The 22,771-nt window shown below is 37.9% G+C and carries 16 protein-coding genes; 11 read left to right on the top strand and 5 right to left on the bottom strand.

All coding sequences use genetic code 11. The annotated features are described in order from the left end of the window. Window positions 1-25: 25 nt before the first annotated feature. The gene (locus EO130_RS04525) at window positions 26-610 is read right to left on the bottom strand and encodes a hypothetical protein (RefSeq protein WP_127140336.1); all 585 of its coding nucleotides are present in this window, start codon (window positions 608-610) and stop codon (window positions 26-28) included. Window positions 611-789: 179 nt separating this feature from the next. Then, complete coding sequence (locus EO130_RS04520; RefSeq protein WP_127140335.1) at window positions 790-1,191, bottom strand: helix-turn-helix domain-containing protein; 402 nt, start codon at window positions 1,189-1,191, stop codon at window positions 790-792. 144 nt (window positions 1,192-1,335) lie between these two features. On the opposite strand from EO130_RS04520, the gene EO130_RS04515 reads away from it, so the two are divergent. From EO130_RS04515 to EO130_RS04505, 3 genes are read left to right on the top strand one after another with little or no spacing between them, the layout of a single operon-like run. Next, a complete protein-coding gene (locus tag EO130_RS04515; protein ID WP_127140334.1) occupies window positions 1,336-2,547 on the top strand; it encodes a HEPN domain-containing protein in 1,212 nt (403 codons plus the stop codon). A 10-nt stretch (window positions 2,548-2,557) separates the two neighbouring features. After that, on the top strand, window positions 2,558-2,929 hold the full coding sequence (locus tag EO130_RS04510) for a hypothetical protein (RefSeq protein ID WP_127140333.1): 372 nt from the start codon (window positions 2,558-2,560) through the stop codon (window positions 2,927-2,929). Then, entirely contained in the window at window positions 2,926-3,252 is a 327-nt protein-coding gene (locus tag EO130_RS04505; protein ID WP_127140332.1) for a hypothetical protein, read from the top strand. Before EO130_RS04510 ends, EO130_RS04505 begins: the two co-directional genes overlap by 4 nt. 334 nt (window positions 3,253-3,586) lie before the next feature. On the opposite strand, the gene EO130_RS04500 is transcribed toward EO130_RS04505, so the two are convergent. Next, window positions 3,587-4,678: a Fic family protein gene (locus EO130_RS04500; RefSeq protein WP_127140331.1), complete on the bottom strand. Its 1,092-nt coding sequence runs from the start codon at window positions 4,676-4,678 to the stop codon at window positions 3,587-3,589. Between the two features lie 220 nt (window positions 4,679-4,898). Here EO130_RS04500 and hsdR point away from each other — a divergent pair, with 220 nt between their 5' ends. From hsdR to EO130_RS04460, 8 genes are all read left to right on the top strand, one after another. Further along, window positions 4,899-8,114 carry a type I restriction-modification system endonuclease gene (gene hsdR / locus EO130_RS04495; protein ID WP_127140330.1) on the top strand — a complete coding sequence of 1,072 codons (3,216 nt, stop codon included), beginning with the start codon at window positions 4,899-4,901 and terminating at the stop codon, window positions 8,112-8,114. Window positions 8,115-8,129: 15 nt separating this feature from the next. Continuing rightward, a complete protein-coding gene (locus tag EO130_RS04490) occupies window positions 8,130-9,599 on the top strand; it encodes a class I SAM-dependent DNA methyltransferase (RefSeq protein ID WP_127140329.1) in 1,470 nt (489 codons plus the stop codon). Further along, window positions 9,592-11,016: a restriction endonuclease subunit S gene (locus EO130_RS04485; protein ID WP_127140328.1), complete on the top strand. Its 1,425-nt coding sequence runs from the start codon at window positions 9,592-9,594 to the stop codon at window positions 11,014-11,016. Before EO130_RS04490 ends, EO130_RS04485 begins: the two co-directional genes overlap by 8 nt. Continuing rightward, window positions 11,016-13,013 carry a cytidine/deoxycytidylate deaminase family protein gene (locus EO130_RS15585; protein WP_241244296.1) on the top strand — a complete coding sequence of 666 codons (1,998 nt, stop codon included), beginning with the start codon at window positions 11,016-11,018 and terminating at the stop codon, window positions 13,011-13,013. Before EO130_RS04485 ends, EO130_RS15585 begins: the two co-directional genes overlap by 1 nt. A 215-nt stretch (window positions 13,014-13,228) precedes the next feature. Continuing rightward, window positions 13,229-15,175, top strand: coding sequence for an AAA family ATPase (locus EO130_RS04475; RefSeq protein WP_127140327.1), 1,947 nt, complete (start codon window positions 13,229-13,231; stop codon window positions 15,173-15,175). Further along, window positions 15,175-16,173: a hypothetical protein gene (locus EO130_RS04470; protein ID WP_127140326.1), complete on the top strand. Its 999-nt coding sequence runs from the start codon at window positions 15,175-15,177 to the stop codon at window positions 16,171-16,173. The genes EO130_RS04475 and EO130_RS04470 overlap by 1 nt, the downstream gene beginning before the upstream one ends. Before the next feature lie 4 nt (window positions 16,174-16,177). Continuing rightward, window positions 16,178-16,633 carry a DUF6998 domain-containing protein gene (locus EO130_RS04465; protein WP_127140325.1) on the top strand — a complete coding sequence of 152 codons (456 nt, stop codon included), beginning with the start codon at window positions 16,178-16,180 and terminating at the stop codon, window positions 16,631-16,633. A 226-nt stretch (window positions 16,634-16,859) separates the two neighbouring features. Continuing rightward, a complete protein-coding gene (locus tag EO130_RS04460; RefSeq protein ID WP_127140324.1) occupies window positions 16,860-17,951 on the top strand; it encodes a hypothetical protein in 1,092 nt (363 codons plus the stop codon). On the opposite strand, the gene EO130_RS04455 is transcribed toward EO130_RS04460, so the two are convergent. Together EO130_RS04455 and EO130_RS04450 are read right to left on the bottom strand one after the other, a co-directional pair. After that, on the bottom strand, window positions 17,943-19,154 hold the full coding sequence (locus tag EO130_RS04455; RefSeq protein ID WP_164732872.1) for a site-specific integrase: 1,212 nt from the start codon (window positions 19,152-19,154) through the stop codon (window positions 17,943-17,945). The two genes, EO130_RS04460 and EO130_RS04455, sit on opposite strands and share 9 nt — an antisense overlap. A 259-nt stretch (window positions 19,155-19,413) precedes the next feature. After that, a complete protein-coding gene (locus EO130_RS04450; protein ID WP_127140322.1) occupies window positions 19,414-22,662 on the bottom strand; it encodes a type I restriction endonuclease subunit R in 3,249 nt (1,082 codons plus the stop codon). Window positions 22,663-22,771: the final 109 nt, after the last annotated feature.

Genomic DNA, 22,771 nt, shown 5'->3' with positions numbered 1-22,771 from the left:
TTTGAAATGTTAATTACAATTTATTTTATTCATTGCCAGTATTAACATTTGTTCTTTTTAATCTTTTCACAATAGAATCAATCGTAGCTTGTTTTATTTCATATCTTTCGAAGAATGAGGATTCAGCATCTTCCCACTCTCGTGTAGCGGCATTTATACCGAGAGCCTTTTCTTTTACCTCGACAGATAATACTTCTTCATTTCCTTTAATGGTATCTTTTAACGTTTGTAGAAATGGAGAAATGCTGGATTCAAGATCCAAGATTATTTTCAGGTATTTTTCAGTTGCTTTGTAAAATTCAATGTCATTGACATTTTCAGATTTTGTTTCAATCAATTGAATGTAATGTTTTATTTCCGAAGATAAATCAGTTGTCAAAGAATCAATATTGGCAAACCGTGATTTATCAATACCATATTTATCAATTTTGGCTTCGGCGACCAGTTCAGCGAGAGGTTTGTTCCTTTGATTAAATAACCTTGAGGTGATTTCTTTTGCTTTGAGACAAATTCTTACTTGTTCTAGATTATCCTTTCTATTATTTCCTTCGTTACAGGCAATAATTGAAAAACAGATAAAAGTCAGATATAGGATTTTATTAGATTTCAAATCTTCTTTAAAATTAAATGCAAACCTGCTTAAGTAGGTTTATATATGTTTCTGGAATGTTTATTTATTGATGTAAAGACAGAATTAATTTTCCTGTTTGAAATGAAAATCCTTAAGAGAAAGCGAAGTGCTATAAGCCCCAAATCCCTTAACTAATACTAGTGAGCGAGGTAAGGATTCTATTTGACCAGCTTTTCTAAATAAGCAACTTTGTCCTTTTCTGCCTGTAATAAACGCTCGTAAAGCTTCTTATTTTCATCATACGCATCAATCAACTTGTCTAGTGGATTGAAGGTGCAACCATAATTAACGGCTGAAGAGTTATCTACGTGGTAAGTGTTACCTATAATATTCAAGATTGCTTCTTCAGAGAAATTCTCTATTCCCTCTTTGGTAACCCCCAAAGCCCGTGCAATTTCTTCCAATTTGGCATCATCCACCTTTTCACTGTTCTCAATGTTGGAAACGGCCTGTTGACTAATGCCCAATTCCTCGGCAAGGGTCTCTTGTTTCATTCCACGTAGTTCCCTGATCCTACTGATCTTTCTGCCTATATGGTTGTTCTTGGTTTTTGTCTCCATAACTCAAATATAGGGTGTTTCCCACAATAATCCGATTGTAAAATACAAAACAGTTTCAATAAAGTACAAGTGTACATGGTGCGGTACATGGGAATGTGGCCTTAATATGGTCTGTGATTCTCGAACCCTTTAAACCACAATCTTATGAAACATGACACAAACATACCGGAAAACTTTGAAAAAGCGGAAGAGCTGTCCGAACTGCTCGATAGTATCTTGAACATCATAACCATTGACAGTGCCTTTTTGTCTAAAAAACAGAAAGAGGGCAATACCGAATATTATTTTCTTACCCTTTTTGTGGATGTCAACAATGATCCACTTCCCAATGAAATCCGTTCGCTAATTACAAAAAAGGGAAAGAAGCATCCGGATTTCAGGATTAGGGTCTACACGGAGAACCAATCCGAAACAGGTCTTGAAAGGGGATCACTTTATTTTTTGGAACATTGCTGTCTGGGAGAGAATGTTTTTGCTCGCTTAAAAGGAGGAAACATTATGGATTACCCCACAATGGCATATGAGACCCTTATCAAAAGGGCCATTCGATATCATAAATCGGAAATTGGAAAAGTAAATGCCTTTGCCAATACTGCGGACATCTTGATAAAAGAAGGGGATTATGCCATTGCCACCTTCAACATGCACCAGGCATTTGAACTTTCGTTCCGGTTCATCGAACAGATGTGCATAGGACGGAGCATGGTGACCCACAGTATCATCAGTCATATTAACTATTGCAAACAGTTCTTTCCCTCTCTACAACCCTTTTTAGAGTCCTCTGAGTTAAAAAGTAATGAACTGTTGCTTCTGTTGGAGCATGCCTATAGCGTTGCCCGATATGGCAATGAGTTTGAGATTACAAAGGTGCAGGCTAAGACCATACAATCAAAGATGAAGGAATTCATTCAAGAGGTTGAATCCATTTTCAATAGGCACCTTGACCAGTGCAAAGACCATATTGAAGGAAACGAAAAGGATTTTGAGAAAGCATTCCCAAAAGAAACCAAGAGCGTTGAAAACAATGATGAATCATCCCTATTAGGACAATTGAAGGAATTGGAAAAAATGCATTACCATGCTTTGAAACCCTATATCCCCGAAAAGGGACTCTATAGCTTAGAGCTTATTACCAAGGGATACCAAGAAACCTCCTTTATGATCTCCGACCTTATTAAGGTCTGTATCACTGCTTTGGAAAACGAAAATTTCTCGACACGTTCCGTTCCCCAACCCCACTACAACATAAGCGAGGTTCTCAGATATATACTAGATCTGATACCCCATGATGAAATGGAATTCTTGGACAAGGTGAGAAAACTCCTGTCAGAACAAAAGGCAGCAACAACTAAATAAAACCATTGACATGAAATCAAAGAAGCAAAGGTTAAAGACCTTGGAAGAGATTCAACAGTTGAGGAACAATCTCTCGGGATTATTGGGCAACGAAAACTCTATTGACTCCAATGGAAACTATGTTCACTTTGAGGTCAGGGACAACAACCAGCTTTTCATGCAGATCAAATGCCTTTTGGAAGTCTGTGTATTCGCTATGGATGGGGATGGGATGATGTTGTTCCCTACCAACCAAAATGCATCCAAAGAGGATAGTGTGACCCAAGTATTGGAAATGGTGCTTTCCATCCTTCCCGATAGCCAGATGTACTTTATGGACAAACTGGACGAAAAGCTATCGAAACTTGAAAAGGGAAAACAAAAAATAAAAGAGCAGCAATGAAAAAGAGCAAAAAGGAATTGAAAAAATTAAAGAAATCAGCAAGGAACAAGTTGGTTGTTCTTGGCTCTTCCAAGATTCAAAAGAATAAGTTTAGACCAACTTTTGTGATGTTGGATGGCTATCTGGATCTCTTTGTCACGATAGAAGCATTGATTAATGTATGCATCTTAGCGACCCAAGGGGACCCATATTCTCCACCGCATGTAAAACATCCAGGGGAGGATATACGCAAGACCTTGGAACTGGCCACACAACTTTTGCCTTTTGATGAAGGTGAGTTCTTGGATGAGGTAAACCGACTATTGAATAAAGAGAAGTCGTAAATCTCTTACCCGGTTAAGTTTTCAATTCAGGTTGGCCAGTAAAAACTAAAAATCACGGTATTTCAATAGGCGTTTGTTTTTAGTACATATAGGAGGTTATTGGCAATGATTACTAACAATCCTTTTTTACCATAAAACAGTAGTTCAATTCTTTGTTGGGCATCCAAACAACTTTCTATTTGACCATTTGTAATCTTTATAGCCTAAATTAATTACAAATAATTTAAAATAGATTACATTCTTCTATGGCAATCCAAGACTATGATTTACCTATACCATTATTGCTTGAATTTCAGGAAGCTTAAATTTAGAGCGGTCACCTACGCCCTTAAGTTTACTGGTTTACAATTTTTAACAGCCTTCGAAAAGCATATGTGGTAGGTCTTCTCCCCGCCCCTTTCTGAGCTATTGCAATAATTCCGTTATCCACCAAAGTGCTCAATAACCTGGCAACACTCGACCTTGGGATGTTTGAATTTTTTTCAAAATTTCGGGATGAAAAAATTGGTTGTACAAATAAGGAATCCAAACATTGTATTGCAAATTGTGAATGTGTGCTATCAACTATTTCACGCTTTACAGTTTCATATAAATTGATGATTTCTCTTGTCTTTTTTATATTTTTTTCTGATTGGACAACAATTGCATTTAAAAAAAATCGAATCCAATTGGTCCATTGACCGCTATCGGTTATTTCTTTTAGGGCGTCATAATAATCGGAACGGTGGCTTTCCAAATAGTCACTTAAATAGAATACAGGCTCTTGAATTATCTCTTTATGGTACAAGAACAAAGGTATCAAAATCCTTCCCATCCTTCCATTTCCGTCCAGAAACGGGTGTATGATTTCAAATTGGGCATGAACAACTGCCAATTGGACTAGGACATCCTTATCCTCAAAGTGAATGTACTTTTCCCAATTATCCAAAGCCTCTAGCATCACGGGAACGGAAGGAGGCACAAAACGGGCATTTTCAATTGTAGAGCCGGGAGAGCCGATAAAGTTCTGTATTCTACGAAAATTCCCTGGGTCTTTACTGTCTCCACGCACTCCCCACATCAGGACAGCGTGCATTTTCTTTATGGTATTAAGTGTCAATGGACGTTCCTTCATACTATCGCGCCCTTGTTTTAAAGCAATACGATAATTGAGAACCTCAAAAATATCTCCTTTAATATAATCATCCGCGTGCTCATCTGCCTCATACTCCAAAACTTCCTCTAAAGTGGCCTGTGTTCCTTCAATTTTTGAGGACAACACGGCCTCTTGCGTACGAAGGGGAGACAGAAGCACATCAGGATTTATAACAGATTGCAGCAAACCATCATAGCGGGCAATATATCGATTGGCTTTGCCCATCAAATCGATGAGTTGGTCCCAGTCAATGTTTTTTAAGGGTAGTGGTTTTGGTTGATATGGAATCATTTTTGTGTCTTATGTATGGGCTATAAATCATTTTGTGTCTCAAATGTACAAAAATATGAGGCGCAAACTTTTTTATATATAACTTATGAGACACAAAATCTGTAACCATTAGTTGATGATTTTGATGTCGTTGTTTCTAAGACAGACTATGGGAACACAGTTTTGTTAAACTTAGAGTTGTATATTTATTCTCACAAAACTAACCATTGTTATCAACTAAATGATTTCCAGTTTTAGCTTCCTTCAAGACCGGTACAACAACTTATTTGCCATAAGTGAGCTTACTGAAAAGTTAATCTACTTAGATCCAAGCTCGTCATTGGCCAAATCCAGGCTGTTTGCTGAAAAGCTAAGTCAACTTGTTTGGGAGTTTGAAGAAATGGGTGAATTTTTGGGTTCTCAAAATGATAGGATTTATCAACTTTCAGGCTCCAATATAGTTCCAGACATTATTATCAATATCCTGCATACGGTCAGAAAGTCGGGAAATAAAGCAAGCCATGATGGTACAGGTTCATTTCAAGAAGCGCATTTCATATTAAAAAAATGCTTTCAGCTCGCAAAGTGGTTTTATGAAACCTACGAACAGGATTATCTCGGAAGTTTATCATATACCCTGCCAGAAAAGGAAAATACAGTTCCAGATGAACTTACCGATAAGCTTGAAAAACTTTCCCAAGAACTTACTGATTATAAAAGTAAAATTGCAGTACTCAATAAAAGTAAGGAGGAAGTTGCTGCCCGTAAACAACGCAGCTATGTTCGTGCCAAAAATCTAGATTTAAGTGAAGAAGATACCCGGCTTACTTTAATTGACCCGAAACTTGTTGAAGCCGGTTGGGAATGTGACACCTTAAATTTAAATTTTAGAACCAATAAAACCCTGCCGCAAAAAGGCAGAAATATGGCAATTGCCGAATGGCCTTGCGATGGTAAATGGGCAGATTATGCGCTTTTTGTTGGAACAAAGCTTTATGGTATCGTTGAGGCCAAAAAATACGCTAGTGATATATCCACCGATTTAAGGCAATCTGATATCTACGCAAAACGTGTTGTTGAAAACGATGAATTTGAAACTTTAGGAGAATGGCAAGGGTATAAAGTTCCTTTTTTGTTCTCGACAAACGGACGTGATTTTCTAGAACAAATCAAGACCAAAAGTGGAATTTGGTTTCTCGATGTTCGCAAGAAACGCAACCATGCCTACCCCCTTAGAGGATGGTTTTCTCCCAAAGGACTAGTTGAACTGTTTGAAAGTGATGTAGAAGCGGAAAATCGAAAACTGGAGCTGAGTGATTATGATTACTTGCAAGACCCGAATGGGTTGAGCCTACGTGATTATCAAATAGAGGCAATAAAAAGTGTGGAGAAAAATATTCGAAACAACTACGATGAAAACCGCTCTTTATTGGTCATGGCTACGGGAACAGGGAAGACCAGAACCGTAATTGGCCTATCTTATCGATTAATCAAGGCCAATCGGTTTAAGCGCATTTTGTTCTTGACCGACCGCAGACTTTTGGCCAAACAGGCTTTTGGCAACTATCAGGACAACAAAGTGGAGGGCATCAACACGTTTTCTGAGGTATACCAAATCGATTATGTCAAAACCATTATTCCCGATTCCGAAACTCGTCTCCATTTCGCAACAGTCCAGAGTATGGTCAAAAGATTGTTCTATGGGGAAAATGAAGGGCTTTCGATTGACACCTATGACTGTATCATCATCGACGAGGCACACCGAGGGTATAACCTGGACAAGGAACTCGATGAAGATGAACTGGAATTCAAAAACCAGGACGATTATGTAAGTCAATATAAAAAGGTGATTGAGTATTTCAACGCCTATATTATCGGGCTTACGGCGACACCGGCGTTTCACACCTCTGAAATATTTGGCAAACCCGTGTTTTCCTATTCTTATCGCCAGGCCGTTATCGATGGCTTTTTGTCGGACCATGAACCGCCATACCGAATCAAAACACGATTAAGCGAAGAAGGTATTCTTTGGAAAAAGGGCGAACGCCCCAAGGTGTTCAATCCGGAGACCAATAAAATTGAAGAACTGGCAGAATTGGAGGACGACCTTTTGGTGGAAATCGAACAATTCAACAAATTGGTGATTACACCTGAATTCAACAGGGTGGTCATTAAGGAATTGGTAAAACACCTAGACCCGGATAGCGAGGAGAAAACATTGATTTTTGCCGTTCGCGATTCCCACGCCGATATGATTGTGGATATGCTTTTTGAAGAATTTGAACTCATTGGGCTTGATGTGCCGCAACATGCCATTCAAAAAATAACCGGAGCCGCTTACGACCCTGAACAACTCACCAAAGAATATAAAAACGAAAAGTTTCCGAATATAGCCGTTACGGTAGATTTATTGACCACAGGAATCGATGTGCCACAAATTTGCAATTTGGTTTTTATGCGCCGTGTAGGTTCCCGAATTTTGTACGAACAAATGATTGGTCGAGCCACCCGTTTGTGTCCTGAAATCGGTAAAGAGGACTTTAGAATATTTGATGCCGTTCGCGTACACGAAGCCTTGCAGGATTACACCCAAATGAAACCCGTGTCCAATCCATCCACCAGCTTCTCTCAATTGGTCAACGAACTGGATGCTATTGACTCTGAAGAACGCGTGAAAGTCCAAGGAGAGCAAATCATAGCCAAACTCCAACGCAAGAGACGAAAAATTGAGGAAAACAATCTGGAAGAATTCATTTATATGGCCGGCGGTAAGGATCCTCAAGAAGTGATTAAGGCCATTCAAGGAGCAAAATCGCAGGAAATCGCGGCCATCATCAAGGAATTTAAGGGGCTTTGGAACTATTTGGACAAAAAGGTATATCGTCTAAAGCATCAATTGGTTTCTGAACACAGGGACGAATATTTAAGTACGGAGCGTGATTACGGCAATACCAAAAAACCCGAAGATTATATCGAGAACTTTAAAAAGTTCCTGGAAGAAAATCAAAACAAAATTGCAGCCTTAAAAGTTATCGTTACCAAACCCAGTAGTTTGGATCGTAAATCGCTAAAGGAATTACGGCTGATGTTGGACCAGGAAGGTTTTAATGCCAAAACCTTGAACACCGCTTGGCATGATGCGAAAAACCAGGATATTGCAGCGGATATTATCGCCTACATCCGAACCCTGACATTGAATGTGGACTTGATAGGCCATGAGGACCGGGTGAACACAGCTTTTGAGAAGGTATTTGCCATGAAGGACTGGAACAAAATCCAGCAAAAATGGTTAACCCGGTTTCAAAAACAATTATTGGCCGAAACCATTTTGAAAAAGGAGGACTTGGATCAGGAACCATTTAAAAGTGAAGGTGGTTATGCAAGGATCAATAAACAATTTGAAAACCAATTGGACGATGTGTTGGAAACCATCAATGAAAATATGTATGTTGCCTAAAACGACCATGAATATATGAGTGCAGATGAAATAGCAAATAAATTGTGGAACCTTTGTAACGTGTTGCGCGATGACGGTGTTACTTATCACCAATACCTGAATGAACTTACGTACATTTTGTTTTTAAAATTAAGTGAGGTCAAGGGTTTTGAAGAGCATATTCCTGAGCTGTATCGCTGGAGTTATTTTGTAAATGAACCGGATAATGCAGAAGCTTTTCAGCGGTACAGGACCTTTTTGGCAGAAATCAGTAATGAAACTACCAGTGCGAGCATCACCGAAATTTATGCCAATGCCTCCACCAGTTTGCGCAAGCCTGTAAACTTTAACACCTTGGTACAGGCTATTGACGATTTGGACTGGTACGAGGAAAGCGACCGGGATATGATGGGCGATATTTATGAAAGCCTATTGGAAAAGAATGCAGGGGAAAAGAAAAGTGGGGCTGGGCAGTATTTTACTCCACGTCCTTTGATCAATGTGATGGTTGAGCTGCTTTCACCAAAATTGGGCGAAAAGTGGAACGATCCTGCAGCGGGGACTTTTGGGTTTATGATTTCTGCTGACGAATACTTGCGCAACAAGCACGACAATTATTTTGACCTTGATGAAAAGGAGCGCACATTTCAAATAGAAAAGGCTTTTAGTGGAGTGGAATTGGTAGGCGATGCCCATAGATTAGCCTTGATGAACGCCCGTCTCCATGGTATGGAAAGTAGCATTATTTTGGGCGATACCTTGACCGAAATGGGCAAGGAGCTTAAAAACTTTGATGGGGTACTAGCCAACCCGCCTTTTGGCACCAAAAAAGGTGGAGAACGTCCTACTAGGGATGATTTTACCTACCCAACTAGTAACAAACAGCTAAACTTTTTACAACATATATACCGAAGTTTAAAAAAGGATGGCAAGGCAAGAGCAGCTGTTGTATTGCCAGATAATGTTTTGTTCGAGGATGGAGATGGTCAAAAAATACGTCGTGACTTAATGGACAAATGTAATTTGCATACCATTTTGCGCTTGCCCACCGGAATTTTTTATGCAGCAGGAGTAAAGACCAACGTACTCTTTTTTACCCGTGGCACCACGGAAACAGGAAATACCAGAGGGATATGGTATTTCGATATGCGGACCAATGTGCCTAACTATGGTAAGCGAACCCCATTTACAAGAGAAGCCTTTAATGAGTTTATTGAAGCGTATACCGGAGGAATATCCCCAGAAAAGTTAGCTAAAGATTTTGAAGGGGTTATAGATGAATCAGCGCGCAAAAAAATAAACAATGAACGGTGGAATTATATTGATAGGCAAACCATAGCCAATAAAAATAATGATTCTTTGGATTTAGGTTTGATTGCCGATGAAAGTTTTGGTAATGGGGATAATCTAGGGGAACCCATTGAAATTGCTAAAGAAGCTTTAATTGAATTGGATTCTGTAGTAATGCAATTAAAGGAAATGATAAAGGAATTGGATAATGGATAAGAGACAGCTTCCAAAACATTGGACAAGTTATTCAATTAAAAGTCTATTATCATTTGTCTTAGGTGGAGATTGGGGCAAGGACCCATTAAAATTTAATGGTAATGAATATGAATTGGCAATCTGTATTCGTGGGAGTGAAATCAAAAACTGGAATATAAATAAGTCATCGACTGCAGTAGAGCGATTGATTAAAAAAACAAGTTTAGAAAAAAGGACTTTGTTTCCAGGAGATGTGGTTGTTGAAATTTCTGGGGGAGGACCAGAACAACCGGTAGGTCGAACTATTTACATTGATGAAGAAAGCCTGAAGAATGAAAAAGACCTTCCATCAGTTTGTACAAACTTTTTAAGATTAATGCGCTTTTACCCAGTGTTAAATTCAAAATTCATTCAACTTTATCTACAACTTTTCTATGATACTGGACAGATTATAAATTATCAAGGCGGAAGCAATAATTTAAGAAACTTGAAATTCAAGGAATTTGAAACCATTCAAATCCCTCTTCCTCCCCGTCCAGAGCAGGACCGTATTGTTACTAAAGTGGATATTTTAATGGCACAGGTGGAAACAATGCAAAAAAGCTTGGAGCGCATTCCTCAATTGCTTAATGATTTTAGGCAGCAGATATTGTCCCGAGCTGTTACTGGGAAGTTGACTGAGGATTGGAGGGTCGGGAAAAATTTGTCAAATATTCATAAGGAATTTAAAAATGATAATTTTCAGTTGGACTCTATACCACAAACATGGGTCCATACAGTTATAGAAAATATTGCATCTGTAAAAGGGGGCAAAAGAGTACCCAAAGGACATTCTCTGACAGAACAGAATACTGGTTTTCCCTACATAAGGGCAAGGGACTTAAAAGAAGGGACTGTGTTAGTGGACAATCTTTTATTTCTAGAACCAGAGACACAACAAATTATCAAAAGATATATCGTTAAGGAAAATGATTTATACATCACAGTTGTAGGAGCGAAAATTGGAGACGCAGGCATTGTTCCGAAAAGTATGGACGGAGCTAACCTTACAGAGAATGCAAACAAACTAACCGAGTTGGAAGAAGGAGTCGTGCCAAAATACCTTGATATCTGGTTAAGAAGTGATATCTGTCAAAATAATATTCAAGAATCAATTAAATCAGCTGCCCAAGGAAAGTTGGCTCTTGGAAGAATTAAAACATTACCTGTATATCTGCCAAGTGAGACAGAGCAAATTCAAATTGTAAAACAAACAGAAAGTCTCTTAAAAAAAGCTGATCAAATAGAGGAAGGATACAGTGTCTTAAAAAGCAAAATAGACAACCTTCCCCAAGCTGTTTTACATAAAGCATTTAAAGGAGAGCTCGTCGAGCCATTACCCGGCGATGGGGATGCCAAGGAGTTGTTGGAAGAGATAGAAAATCTAAAAATACCTTAATGAAAGAATTATACTCATTACGCAAAGATTTTACAATACTTGGGTTGACTGGCAAAACAGGAGCCGGATGTTCACAGATAGCAAAGTTGCTTTCAAATCCCAATTTCAACAAATCATTGAATGATTTGATTATTGAAGAAACATCCGATACAGATCAGTTAAAACTGAACATTTGTGTTAAGTATCTCCAAAACGATAATAATTGGAGTGAATTTAAAGTCCTTCACTATAAAGATGTTCTATTGTTTCATCTGTTTTATGAGGCAACTAAATTTACAGAGGATAAAAAGACTGCGATTGAGTACATAATCACCAATATAACTCAATGGGGAGGTATGGGTTATAAACTTAATAGGCTAAGTGATAAAGACTCAGTGATATTGGACAAATTAACTAAATATCTACGAGAAAGTGAATGGTATGATTACCTAAAGGAAAACCTAACCTGTGCAACTCTTAAAGAATGTCTCTCGGATAAAAAAGATTGTTCTGAATTAAACGGATTTTATTTTGGTGAGGGGTTTGAAAAATTATCTCAGGGCTTTTTTGATTTGATTAATGAATATGATTTAACCAAAAGATTGACCCTTACACATGATTTGGCAAATAATCTACGTCAATCCGGTTTTACGAAATATAGTGAAGAAACTAATGATCTTCAACATATCTACACGGTTGCAGAAACAATAAATAGATTAATAAAAAACTGGAAAAGACATCAGGGAAACCCTAAAAACAAAATTGTTATAGACTCTTTAAAGAACAGCCTTGAGCTAATGTTTTTTAAAGAGAAATATTCAGCGTTTTATACTATTGCAACCAATAAGTCTGATATCGAAAGAAAAGGCTATTTGTATGACAAAATCAAAGAAAAATATGGTGCTGATTTTGCTCAAGAACATGTGGAAAATCTTTTGACCTTAAGCAGTACAGAGTACAAAGGTAATGAAGTTAATAAAGGCAATTTCTCTTCTCCGGATATTGAAAATTGTATTCAAAAAAGTGACTACCATGTTTTTTTCTCAAATTATATCAAAGATGATAGAGATCTAGATAAAGAAGCTATTGACGGCTCTGAAAATTTGAATTCCATGCAAAGGAAACAATTGGTTAAGGAACTTGAATCCTATCCAGATTTAAGTATAATGCATCAGCTTGTTAAACTTATGGCATTGATACAGCAGCCTGGAATCATAATGCCTACCGCCCACGAACGCATTATGCAAATTGCCTATAATGCAAAATTAAATTCAGGATGTATTTCTAGACAAGTTGGTGCCGTTGTTACAGATCAAAGTTTTTCAATAAAAGCAGTTGGGTGGAATGATATTCCAAGATTTCAAATACCGTGTAGCTTACGAAATGCCCGTGATCTTATTTCGGGTAAAAACAAAAACCATTTTAGTGATTTTGAGAAGGGCGAAGATGGAAATTATGAAGACGGTAAAACATTTAAAACCAAGATCACAAAGGATTTTGATGAGGTAAAGCAAAAATTAAGTGCACTAGAAGGAAGAAATTGCTCATTTTGCTTTAAAACTTTTCATAATGCATATGAGGGCGAGAAAAATCAAGTACACACTAGATCTTTACATGCGGAAGAGAATGCAATGTTGCAAATTACTAAATATGGTGGTCAAGGGTTAAAAAACGGAAACTTATTTACTACCGCCAGTCCATGTGAACTATGCTCAAAAAAAGCTTTTCAACTGGGAGTAAAAAGAATTTATTATATAGACCCATATCCCGGTATAGCTACACAACATATTTTAAAAAACAGTAAAGAAGTTGACGTTAGACCTACACTTTTAATGTTTCAAGGAGCCGTGGGTAAAGCTTTTCATAAGCTGTTTGAACCTTTCATGGCTTACAAGGACGAACTTAATATCAGAATTGCCTTAAAACCAAGTGAAAATGTAAAATCTAAAGTAGAAAAGCTAACTGATGATAAAAAGAAGCAAGAAGAAATACTTAGCATATTGTCTAAGGACAATTAATTGGTATTAAGCTAATGAATGAAACTTAGCAATTAATGGATACAGCGAAATCCTCGAGCTAAAAATAGATAGCTCCTCCAAACCATATTGCAGAAGTCCTTTGTATAAATACAGGTGGAACAGTTGTCCACAGATGGGAACGCCAGGGCGTTGTTGGAGGAGATTGAAAAGCCACCCAACAAAGTGTCGGCCAAATAACAACTATAATCATATAAATGAATTTAGCTGCCATTTACTTTTTTGACCACTATTTGTTTGAAAATTCATTTACACTAAATTTTGGTGGTAAATACATTTATGATGTTCAAGAAACTCCTAGTGAAATTACATTTAGAAGGAAGCTCAATGATAAATTTATAGAAGAATTTTTTGACGATACTGGAACACTTCTAAACATCTCTTCTATTGTGGGTGCCAATGGGGCGGGTAAAACTACATTAATGTATGAGATTATTGAATCTGTAATTAATAATCAGGAAAACAATGTTATAATTTTCGAAGAAGGAGAAAAAATATACCTGCACAACTTCATGCGAACGGGAAAATCAATTGATTTTGGAAATCTTGGAGAGAAAGTTGTCAAAGATATTGATATAAGCACTATTTATTATAGTCCTTTTCTCGATTTCAAACCTAAATTGAAGGGAATAGATCTTAGTTTCGATACAATTTTAGCTAAGGATTTGGAAACCATCTTTGATTTCGAACCTCAATCCCATACTACAAGTCCTGCAGAGATTCTGAGACAAGCCAATTTTAAGAGGATTCGAAACTTAAAAACTTCAAATCTAGCTGAATCGATAAAAGAAATGTTCGATTTTCCCGATGACGATTTCCATCGCATAACTTTTACGCGGTACCGAATTGACGCTAATCGAAAAAACGTGAGCTTTGAGAATACTCCTACGGATTTTCGGTGGTTTTTAGAGCGACTTTATCAGAAGATAGAAGAAGAAGCGGATGCCATTAGAAACTCCAAAAGAGATACTGAAGAAGATCAATTCATTCTTCAAAAGAATTTAATGAAAAACTACATCTTATTGGACGTGTTTTGTATTCTTCATAGACTGATGGAAATTCATAATACTTATCTCAGGGAGGGGCATTTTGAAAGTATTAAATATAAACATTCAGATAACATTTTTGAAAAATTTGATGCACTGAGTCTCTTTAAACTTTGGTTTAAGGATTATTACTATACCCTAGGGAAACGAAAAAACTTACCAGATGAAGAAGTTTTAAGTCTATTAAAACACTTATTTGATTATATAGACAGCATAGTCTATGACAAGACTATCAGGGGTTCCGAATTTTTTGATTGGAGTTTAAAATCAATTTTTGTTTCATCAAAGCAGTTAGATGAACTATATAAACTGGAACAAAGTTTGATTAATTGCTTAGCCAAGTATTATGCTGTCAATGATACCAATGGAAAAATAAAGTATGAGGTAGTGGAAGAAATACCGCATTATATAAATATTCAGCCCTCAAGAAGAAGTTTAAGTTCGGGTGAAACTGCCATGCTTAACCTGTTTAGCCGAATTCATGAGTATTTTGACAATAACATAGACAAAATTCTTGTAGACAGAAAGTATGGTTTTTACCTATTATTATTGGATGAAGCAGATTTAGGTTTTCACCCGACATGGAAGAAAGGTTTTGTCAAAACAATGATTGATTTTTGTTCCAAATTTTTCTCCCAACTTGGAATTAAGGTTCAAATAATATTTACCACTCATGATCCATTGACACTAAGTGATTTGCCTTCAAATAATGTGGTTTATATCAACAAATCTTCTGATAATTCAGGAAGAACGATTATCTCAAATTCAGACCAAAACAGACCAAAACATTCATTTGGAGCCAATTTAACCGATTTGTTGGCAGACTCCTTCTTTTTAAATGACTCTCTTATGGGAGACTTTGCAAAGGAAAAAATTCAAGTTACTATTGATTGGTTGAGAAATGAAGCCAGGGATATGGATAAAAGGCAGCAGCATGAACGAATTATTTCTCTTGTTGATGAACCAATTCTCCGTGCTAATTTAGAGGAAATGTATTTTGAAGCTGTACAGGACGATTTTGATGAAAGTGAAAAAATCGCCTATTTAAAAAATATTGCAATTCGATTGGGTATTAATGATATAAACTTTAACCGGTAATGATTTTTTTAGGAGAACAAGAGGAAGCTTTAAAAAAGTACAGTGAAATAATTTTATGCTGGTTAAATATAAAACTACAGGGAAGGTATTCAGTGGCGAATCCAACAGGTTATTCATGTGATAAGGAAAATTGTCCTGTTTGTTCAAAGAAAATACAAAATAGGACAGACCTATGTCCAGATTTCATTAGGATTTTAAATGACGGAAAATTAAGCAGAATAGTATCATATAAACCAGGACTATTAATACTTTTTGAAGGTGTCATTCGAACAATGTATATGAACCTTGGGCATAGTGAAGAGGAATTTAAAGAGCAGTGCAAAAAGCTCTTTGTGAAATCTGGATATGAAGGGTTTTTTTATACAAATCTCAATTATAAGCTTGCTGAGTGGTTGGATATCCATACATGTACTTATTGTAATCGCCAGTATACTTTAGTTATGCGAAAACCAGGCGGAGAGAAGTGTATGGTGCCCCAATTTGATCATTGGTTGTCAAAAGGTGAGCACCCATTACTTGCACTCTCATTTTATAATTTGATTCCTTCTTGTTCAATTTGTAACAGTTCTATAAAGTCAACTGTAGCAATGAATTTGGATGAACATTTACATCCATATGTGGACAGAGATATCTCAAGGTCATTTAAATTTGATTATATAGCTATATCCCCTTCAGAATACCAAGTTAATTGTATTAATCTAAGAATGGAGGACAATAAATCTGAAAACACATTAGATATTTTGGAAACAAAGCTTCTATATAAAGGCCATTCGAAAAAGGAGCTTCAAGATTTAATAGACCTTCGGTATAAATACTCCGAGAATTATTTAGATATTCTGTTGAATAGGACCTTTAATCATCTGGAAGTGTCAAAGATTGATAAATATAGATTGATTTTTGGTGTAGAAATCGATGAAGAGCAATACCATAAAAGACCGTTCAGTAAGTTCAAAAAGGATATTATAGATAAACTGATAAGTGTGACTGGTAAATCTTGAATCTATGAAAGAAATTCAACAGTTATTGGATATCACTAAATCATTGAAGAGGCAATATGAAGGTAAACTGGACTTCTCTTTAGATGGTAGATTGGTAGGTGATATAGGAGAAGCTTTGGTGAGTGAAAAGTTTGATATAGAACTTTATGGTAAAAATGAACATAAATATGATGGATTTCACAGACCTACGGGCAAGAAGGTTCAAATAAAAGCCAGTATGGCTTATTACTTCAGTTACCCCTATAATTTAGACTTGGAGCATTTTATCGCAGTTCACATTGAACCAAATGGGGAACTTGAGGTTTTGTACAATGGTCCTGGAAAGTATATCAACAAATTCTTAAAGGATAGAAAGCGAAAATCATATAGGGGAATCTGGACAACTATTTCAGCAAATCATTTAAGAGAGCTAAACAGTAATCTGGATAAAGCGGAGAGATTACCGGAAAGCAGTATTTAAGATGAATGAGCAGGATAGCGGAGACCACCAAAAACGGAAGATTTGAGCAACCCACTATTTGATTTTAGTCATATGAAAGTCTGGTTTTTGTGTTAGTTTGGATGGTGCTCAATTTAATCCGGCAAGTGTGGTATACTCTGTCCGGCGTTTCCACTTTAGTATTTTTTCGAGATAATCACCATTTTTTGGTGATAAACTCGAATTTTTACTAAGAAATTTTGATTGAATGCAAGAAGTAACTTTTACAAGAGAAGAGTTATATAGTTTGGTATGGGAGCAATCTTTGAATGATTTGTCGGAGCAGCTTGAGGTAACGCAACAGCGATTGAAAGATGTTTGTCAAGAATACAATATCCCATTGCCCAAACGAGGTCATTGGACAAAGGTTAGGTTCAATAAAGAAATAATCAAAACACCTCTGCCTAAAATGGGAAATAGAAATATTAAGATAAACTTGGCCTTAGCCCCCAAAAAATTTAAAACGGATTACCATAAAAGAGCATATGAACTGGAGCAGCAAAGCAACTTAAACTTTAAAGTACCCAAGAGGATTGTGCAATATCATCCAACAATAAGGAAGAGCAAAAAACTATTGGAGCAATTAGATGAGAGCAAAGATGTCGGATTTTGGGAGTTATCTCAAGAGCATGAAATATTACCCATCCATACCGACACTAAAATGAGGCCCAGGGCATTTAGATTTATGAATACACTGATTTTGGCAATAGAGGCCATGAGTGGAAAAATCATCTTTGAGTATAGCCGTTGCCATATACAGATGTTTGGTCAAAAAACAGAAATAAATCTTCGCCAGAAGTACCATAGAATACGGGAGAAAGATAAGTCTGGCTGGAGTAGGGAATCATGGGAGAAAAGCGATAAGCTAGAATTTCAGGTCGGACCTTCCTTTAATCAAAAAAATTGGATAGATAGAAAAACTATCCGTTTAGAAGAATACCTTCCACAAATCGTAGCTTGGATTGAAAAAGATTGCAAGTATTGGCATGATTTACGGGCGCAACAAGCAGAGCAAAAAAGGAGGAGGGAACAAGAACTGATAAAAGAGAAAGAAAAACTAAAAAAAATAGCAGAGGAAAAATCCAAATTCAGGCAACTTATCTCAGATTCAGAGAACTGGTATAAGGCCAAACAAATAAGAAACTACCTGAGTGCCTATAAGAAAAAAGTAAAACTGGATAAATCTGCTTTAAATGAAGAAAATCAAGTTTATCTGAAATGGGCGAACCAAAAGGCGGATTGGTTAGACCCTTTAACTGAATTTGAAGACCCAATTCTAGGAAAATCAGATTTAGAGTAATACTTCTATGGCTTTATCAACAACAGATGAATCCAATTCTTTCAAATAAGCTTGAGTGATGGCCATGTTTTGATGGCCCAATGATTCGCTGATTACATCCGTTGCCACACCTTTTTGCTTAAGGCAATTGGCAAAACTATGCCGAGCCACATAACTGGTCACAGATTTTTCGATTTCGGCCAATTCAGCGATAGCCTTTAAATCCTTATTATAGTTTTTGAGCACTTTTGTTTTGCGGTTTTCAATCTGGTTCGGGGTAAGCTCGTCATGGAGCAAAATGGGAAAGACATATTTCGTGCCCAATGAATTTTTACGATAATAATCCAAGATTTCCTGAACCGGAGGGAGGATTTTAATGGTGAAGTTTCCCTTGGTCTTGGAACGGGTATAATATATGTTTCCCCCTTTGATGTCTTTCCATTTCAATTTCATCATATCGGCAAAGTTCATCCCTCGGGTGTAGAAGCTAAAAACAAAATAGCTTTTGCTGTTCAAAAGCTCTGGATTTTCAGATAGGTCAACATTGATTATTTGTTTTACCTCTTCAAAGGTAAGTGCCCTTTTGGCACCCCTTCCTTTCAATCTCGATACTTTGTATACGCGAAAGGGATAAAGGGATTCCTTTACGATATTTCTTCTGATGGCATGGTTGTACAACGCCCTTATGGAGCGCATCCTCACGCCAATACCGCCATCTGTGCCACCTCGTGAACGCAGATAGGCCTCATACTTTTCTAGAAATGCAGGGGTAATGTCCGTAAAGGAAAGGTCTTTGTCAAACTTTAAATATCTAAGGACGGATTTACTGGTATCGTTGTGGAAACGGGCATTGCCCATTCTGCCAGCTAGTTTCAACTCCTCCACTATTTCATCCCAAAAGTCAAAAACGTTTCTTCTAACAGGATTGAATGCCAGCCTAAAATTATGTTCAAATTCCCTCAAAGAGAAATCGTCTTTCTCCATTTCCAACTCTGCGATTACTTTTAATGCCCTGTCCCGAAACTTCAACAATAACCGATTGTCCTGAATAAAATTGCTATGGTTCTTATTGAAGGAGCCAGTGCGTTCGTCCCATTCTTTGGGAGATACATTGTAGATGGTCTTGAAGTATTTGGATCGCCTGTCTTTGGTCACACGAAGGCATACCGGATAAGTTCCATCGGAAAGCTGTTTTTTTCTTAAAACCGTTCGTACATTGATCATTTTCAGCGGTATTTTGGGTACAACATAGGTACAACAAATGGTCATTTAAAGGTAGTATTGATGCATCTAAATGAAAAGAAAAATTTCATAAAATATTGATAATCAACACATAAGAAACCAAATGAAAATTTATGACAGCTAAAAAAAGCTGCTCATAATCAGGTGGTCCCTGGTTCGAGCCCAGGTGGGACCACATCATTTAAAAAGCCCGTGCTGATTAAGTACGGGTTTTTTTGCTCTAAGCAAGAAAGAATCTTTTCTAAATCCCAGTCAACTCCTTCGCAATCATTTCCGCTTGTTTCAATACAGTTTCTGTCGCCAGTTTTTGCATGTCTGGTGGATAGCCGTATTGTCTTAAAGTCCGCTTGATGATTACTTTCAGTTTTGCTCTAACGCTTTCCTTGATTGTCCAGTCGATGGATGCGTTTTTCTTTACACGTTCGGTTAAAATCACAGCCAGTTCTCTCAGCTTGTCTTGCTGCATGAGTTGTTTCGCTGAATCATTATTGGCCACTGCGGTGTAGAAAGCATACTCAAAATCAGTCAATCCAAGTTTTTTGGCTTCACTGTCCATGTTTACGATTTCCTTACTCAGCTTAATGAGTTCGTCCATCACTTCAGCAGCTGTCAAAATCTTGTTGTGGTATTTCTTGATAGAATTTTCCAACATCTCTTTAAGCGACTTACTCTTGACCAAGTTCTTTTTGGAACGTGCTTTTATTTCGTCATTCAGTAGCTTTTTCAAAACTTCCAGAGCTACGTTCTTGTGTTCCATTCCTTTGAGCTCCATCAGGAAGTCTTCGGATAGAATGGAAATATCGGGTTTCTTGATTCCTGCGGCATCAAAAACGTCAATCACTTGCTCCGAAACCAAAGCTTGGTCTATGACTTGGCGAATGGTCGTCTCAATTTCTTCATCGGTTCTTCCTGAACCTGTACTGTCAAACTTGGCTAAACGTGCTTTAACTGCTTGAAAAAATGAAACTTCATCTTTCACGTCCATCGCTTGCTCATGCGGAACGGCAATCGCAAAGGCTTTGGACAAAGCGGTTACCTCATTAATGTATCGTTTCTTACCATCTTCTAAACCGAGAATGTGTTCTTCGGCTGCCAGAATCATGGAAAGTTTTTGTCCTGTTTCTGCTTGGAAGTAATCTTCATATGGAAAACCGCTGTACATTTGCGAAACCACTTCCAGTTTTTCCAGCATCAACTCTACGGCTTGTGCTTGAGCAATGGTTGGGTCGCCTTTTCCACCTGCATCGGAATAGAACGACAGTGCTTTTTTCAAATCAGAAGCAATTCCCAAATAATCTACCACCAATCCACCTGGCTTGTCTTTATACACTCGGTTTACCCGTGCAATGGCTTGCATCAGGTTGTGGCCTTTCATCGGTTTGTCGATGTAAAGCGTGTGCATACTTGGAGCATCAAAGCCTGTGAGCCACATATCCCGAACAATCACCAGTTTCAATTCATCGTCTGGGTCTTTCATTCGGTCGGCAAGGGTTCTTCTCTGTTGCTTAGTGGTATGATGTTTGGCAATTTTTGGTCCATCTGAAGAGGATGAAGTCATCACGACTTTAATCACACCTTTATCCAAATCGTCTGAATGCCATTCAGGTTTTAGTTTGATGATTTCATCGTACAAGTCAGCGGCAATTCTTCTAGACATAGCGACAATCATGCCTTTGCCTTCAAATACTTCTTGGCGTTGACCAAAATGCTGAATGATGTCGTTGGCTACATTCTTAATGCGGTTTTCACTTCCGATTAAGGCTTCCAACTGTGTCCATTTGGCTTTAGCCTTTTGGGTTTCGGTGAGTTCTTCTCCGTCCAGCTCATCATCCAGTTCCTCCACCAGCTTTTTCCCCTCTTCGCTCAGGTTCACTTTCGCCAAACGGCTTTCGTAGTAAATGCGAACGGTTGCCCCATCTTCTACCGCTTGAGCAATGTCATAGACATCAATGTAGTTCCCAAAAACGGCAGGAGTATTCACATCGGTGCTTTCAATGGGTGTTCCTGTAAAACCGATATAAGTGGCGTTTGGCAAAGCATCACGCATGTACTTGGCAAAGCCGTACACGGTTTTCTTTCCAATCACATTGCCATGCTCGTCTTTGTCATCCACTGTTTTGGCTTTGAAACCGTATTGGGTTCGGTGCGCTTCATCAGCAATCACCACAATGTTTTCACGTTCAGAAAGCGTTTCATATACATTGCCTTCTTCGGGTGAGAATTTTTGAATGGTGGTAAAAATCACACCGCCAGAAGCCACTTTTAGTTTTTCTTTTAAATCGTTTCGGTTTTCAATCTGTTTTGGTTCCTGCCTTAGCAACTGAGTGGAAGAAGCAAACGTGTCAAAGAGTTGGTCGTCCAAATCGTTACGGTCGGTGATAACTACAACGGTGGGATTGTCCAAAGCCAACACGATTTTACCCGTGAAGAACACCATGGAAAGGGATTTACCGCTTCCTTGGGTATGCCAAACCACACCACCTTTTCGGTCTCCTTTAGGTTGTGATTTTACACCAGCCACACCGTAGCTTTCTGGTGATTCCATCACCATACTTGTCGGGGTTTTCCCGCCAGGTCGGGACAGGCTTTTTTCTACCGTGTAACCCGTTGCTCTCATGGCGGATTCCACCGCTCGGTTTACGGCATAGTACTGATGATAAGCGGCTAATTTTTTAACCGTTGAAATGGTGGTAACGCCTGTTTTCGCATCTTCCTTTTTCGATTTTTCAAACACAATAAAATGCCGAATTAAATCCAGCAAGGTTTCTTTGTTGAGCATTCCATTAATGAGCGTTTCCATTTGGCTCACCAAGTGCGATGCTTCTTCTTTGCCGTCTGCCGATTTCCAAGCCATAAAACGGCTCATTCCCGATGAAAGCGTTCCTGCTCTTGCTTCCAATCCGTCTGAGATAATCGTAAACGCATTGTAAGTAAACAAACTTGGAATAACTGCTTTGTAGGTTTCTATCTGGCGGAAAGCTGATTTGATGGTGGCGTTTTCATCTGCTGCATTTTTGAGTTCGATGACCACCAAAGGAATACCGTTGACAAAGAGAATGACATCTGGGCGTTTGTTTACGCCATCTTCTACCACTGTAAACTGATTAGCAACAATAAAATCGTTGTTTTCGGGTGTGTTGAAGTCGACTAACCAAACTAAATCACCTCTTTGCTGGCCATCTTTTTGATAGCTGACTTTGATGCCTTCGGTCAATAAGCGATGAAAGCTTTCATTATTGGTCAATAATTCTGGCGAATGGATACGTTGAATCTCTTTGATGGCTTCCTCCTGTGCAGCAGGTGGCACGCTAGGGTTAATTCTTCGCACTGCTTCTGCCATGCGATGGGTGAGCAGGATTTCTTCGTACGAACTACGCTCTGGGTTTTCGCCATCATGAGCAATGCTTGGGGCATAAATGTATTCATAGCCTAAATGCTCCAATAATTTGATGGCAAAATCTTCTATACTATGTTCGGTTATTCTTGTCATAATCTCCTATAGGACAAATTGTCCTTTAAAATGTCCTTTACAGGATTCAACTCCTGTGATAATTAAAGTAAAGGAAATATTGTCTTTAAAAAAGTCCTTTAGATTCTTT

It is taken from the genome of Flagellimonas marinaquae, from assembly GCF_003992675.1.
GTDB classification, from domain to species: Bacteria; Bacteroidota; Bacteroidia; order Flavobacteriales; family Flavobacteriaceae; genus Flagellimonas; species Flagellimonas marinaquae.
The sequence above is the reverse complement of the archived record's forward strand: the minus strand, read 5'-3'. Positions and strand labels throughout refer to the sequence as shown.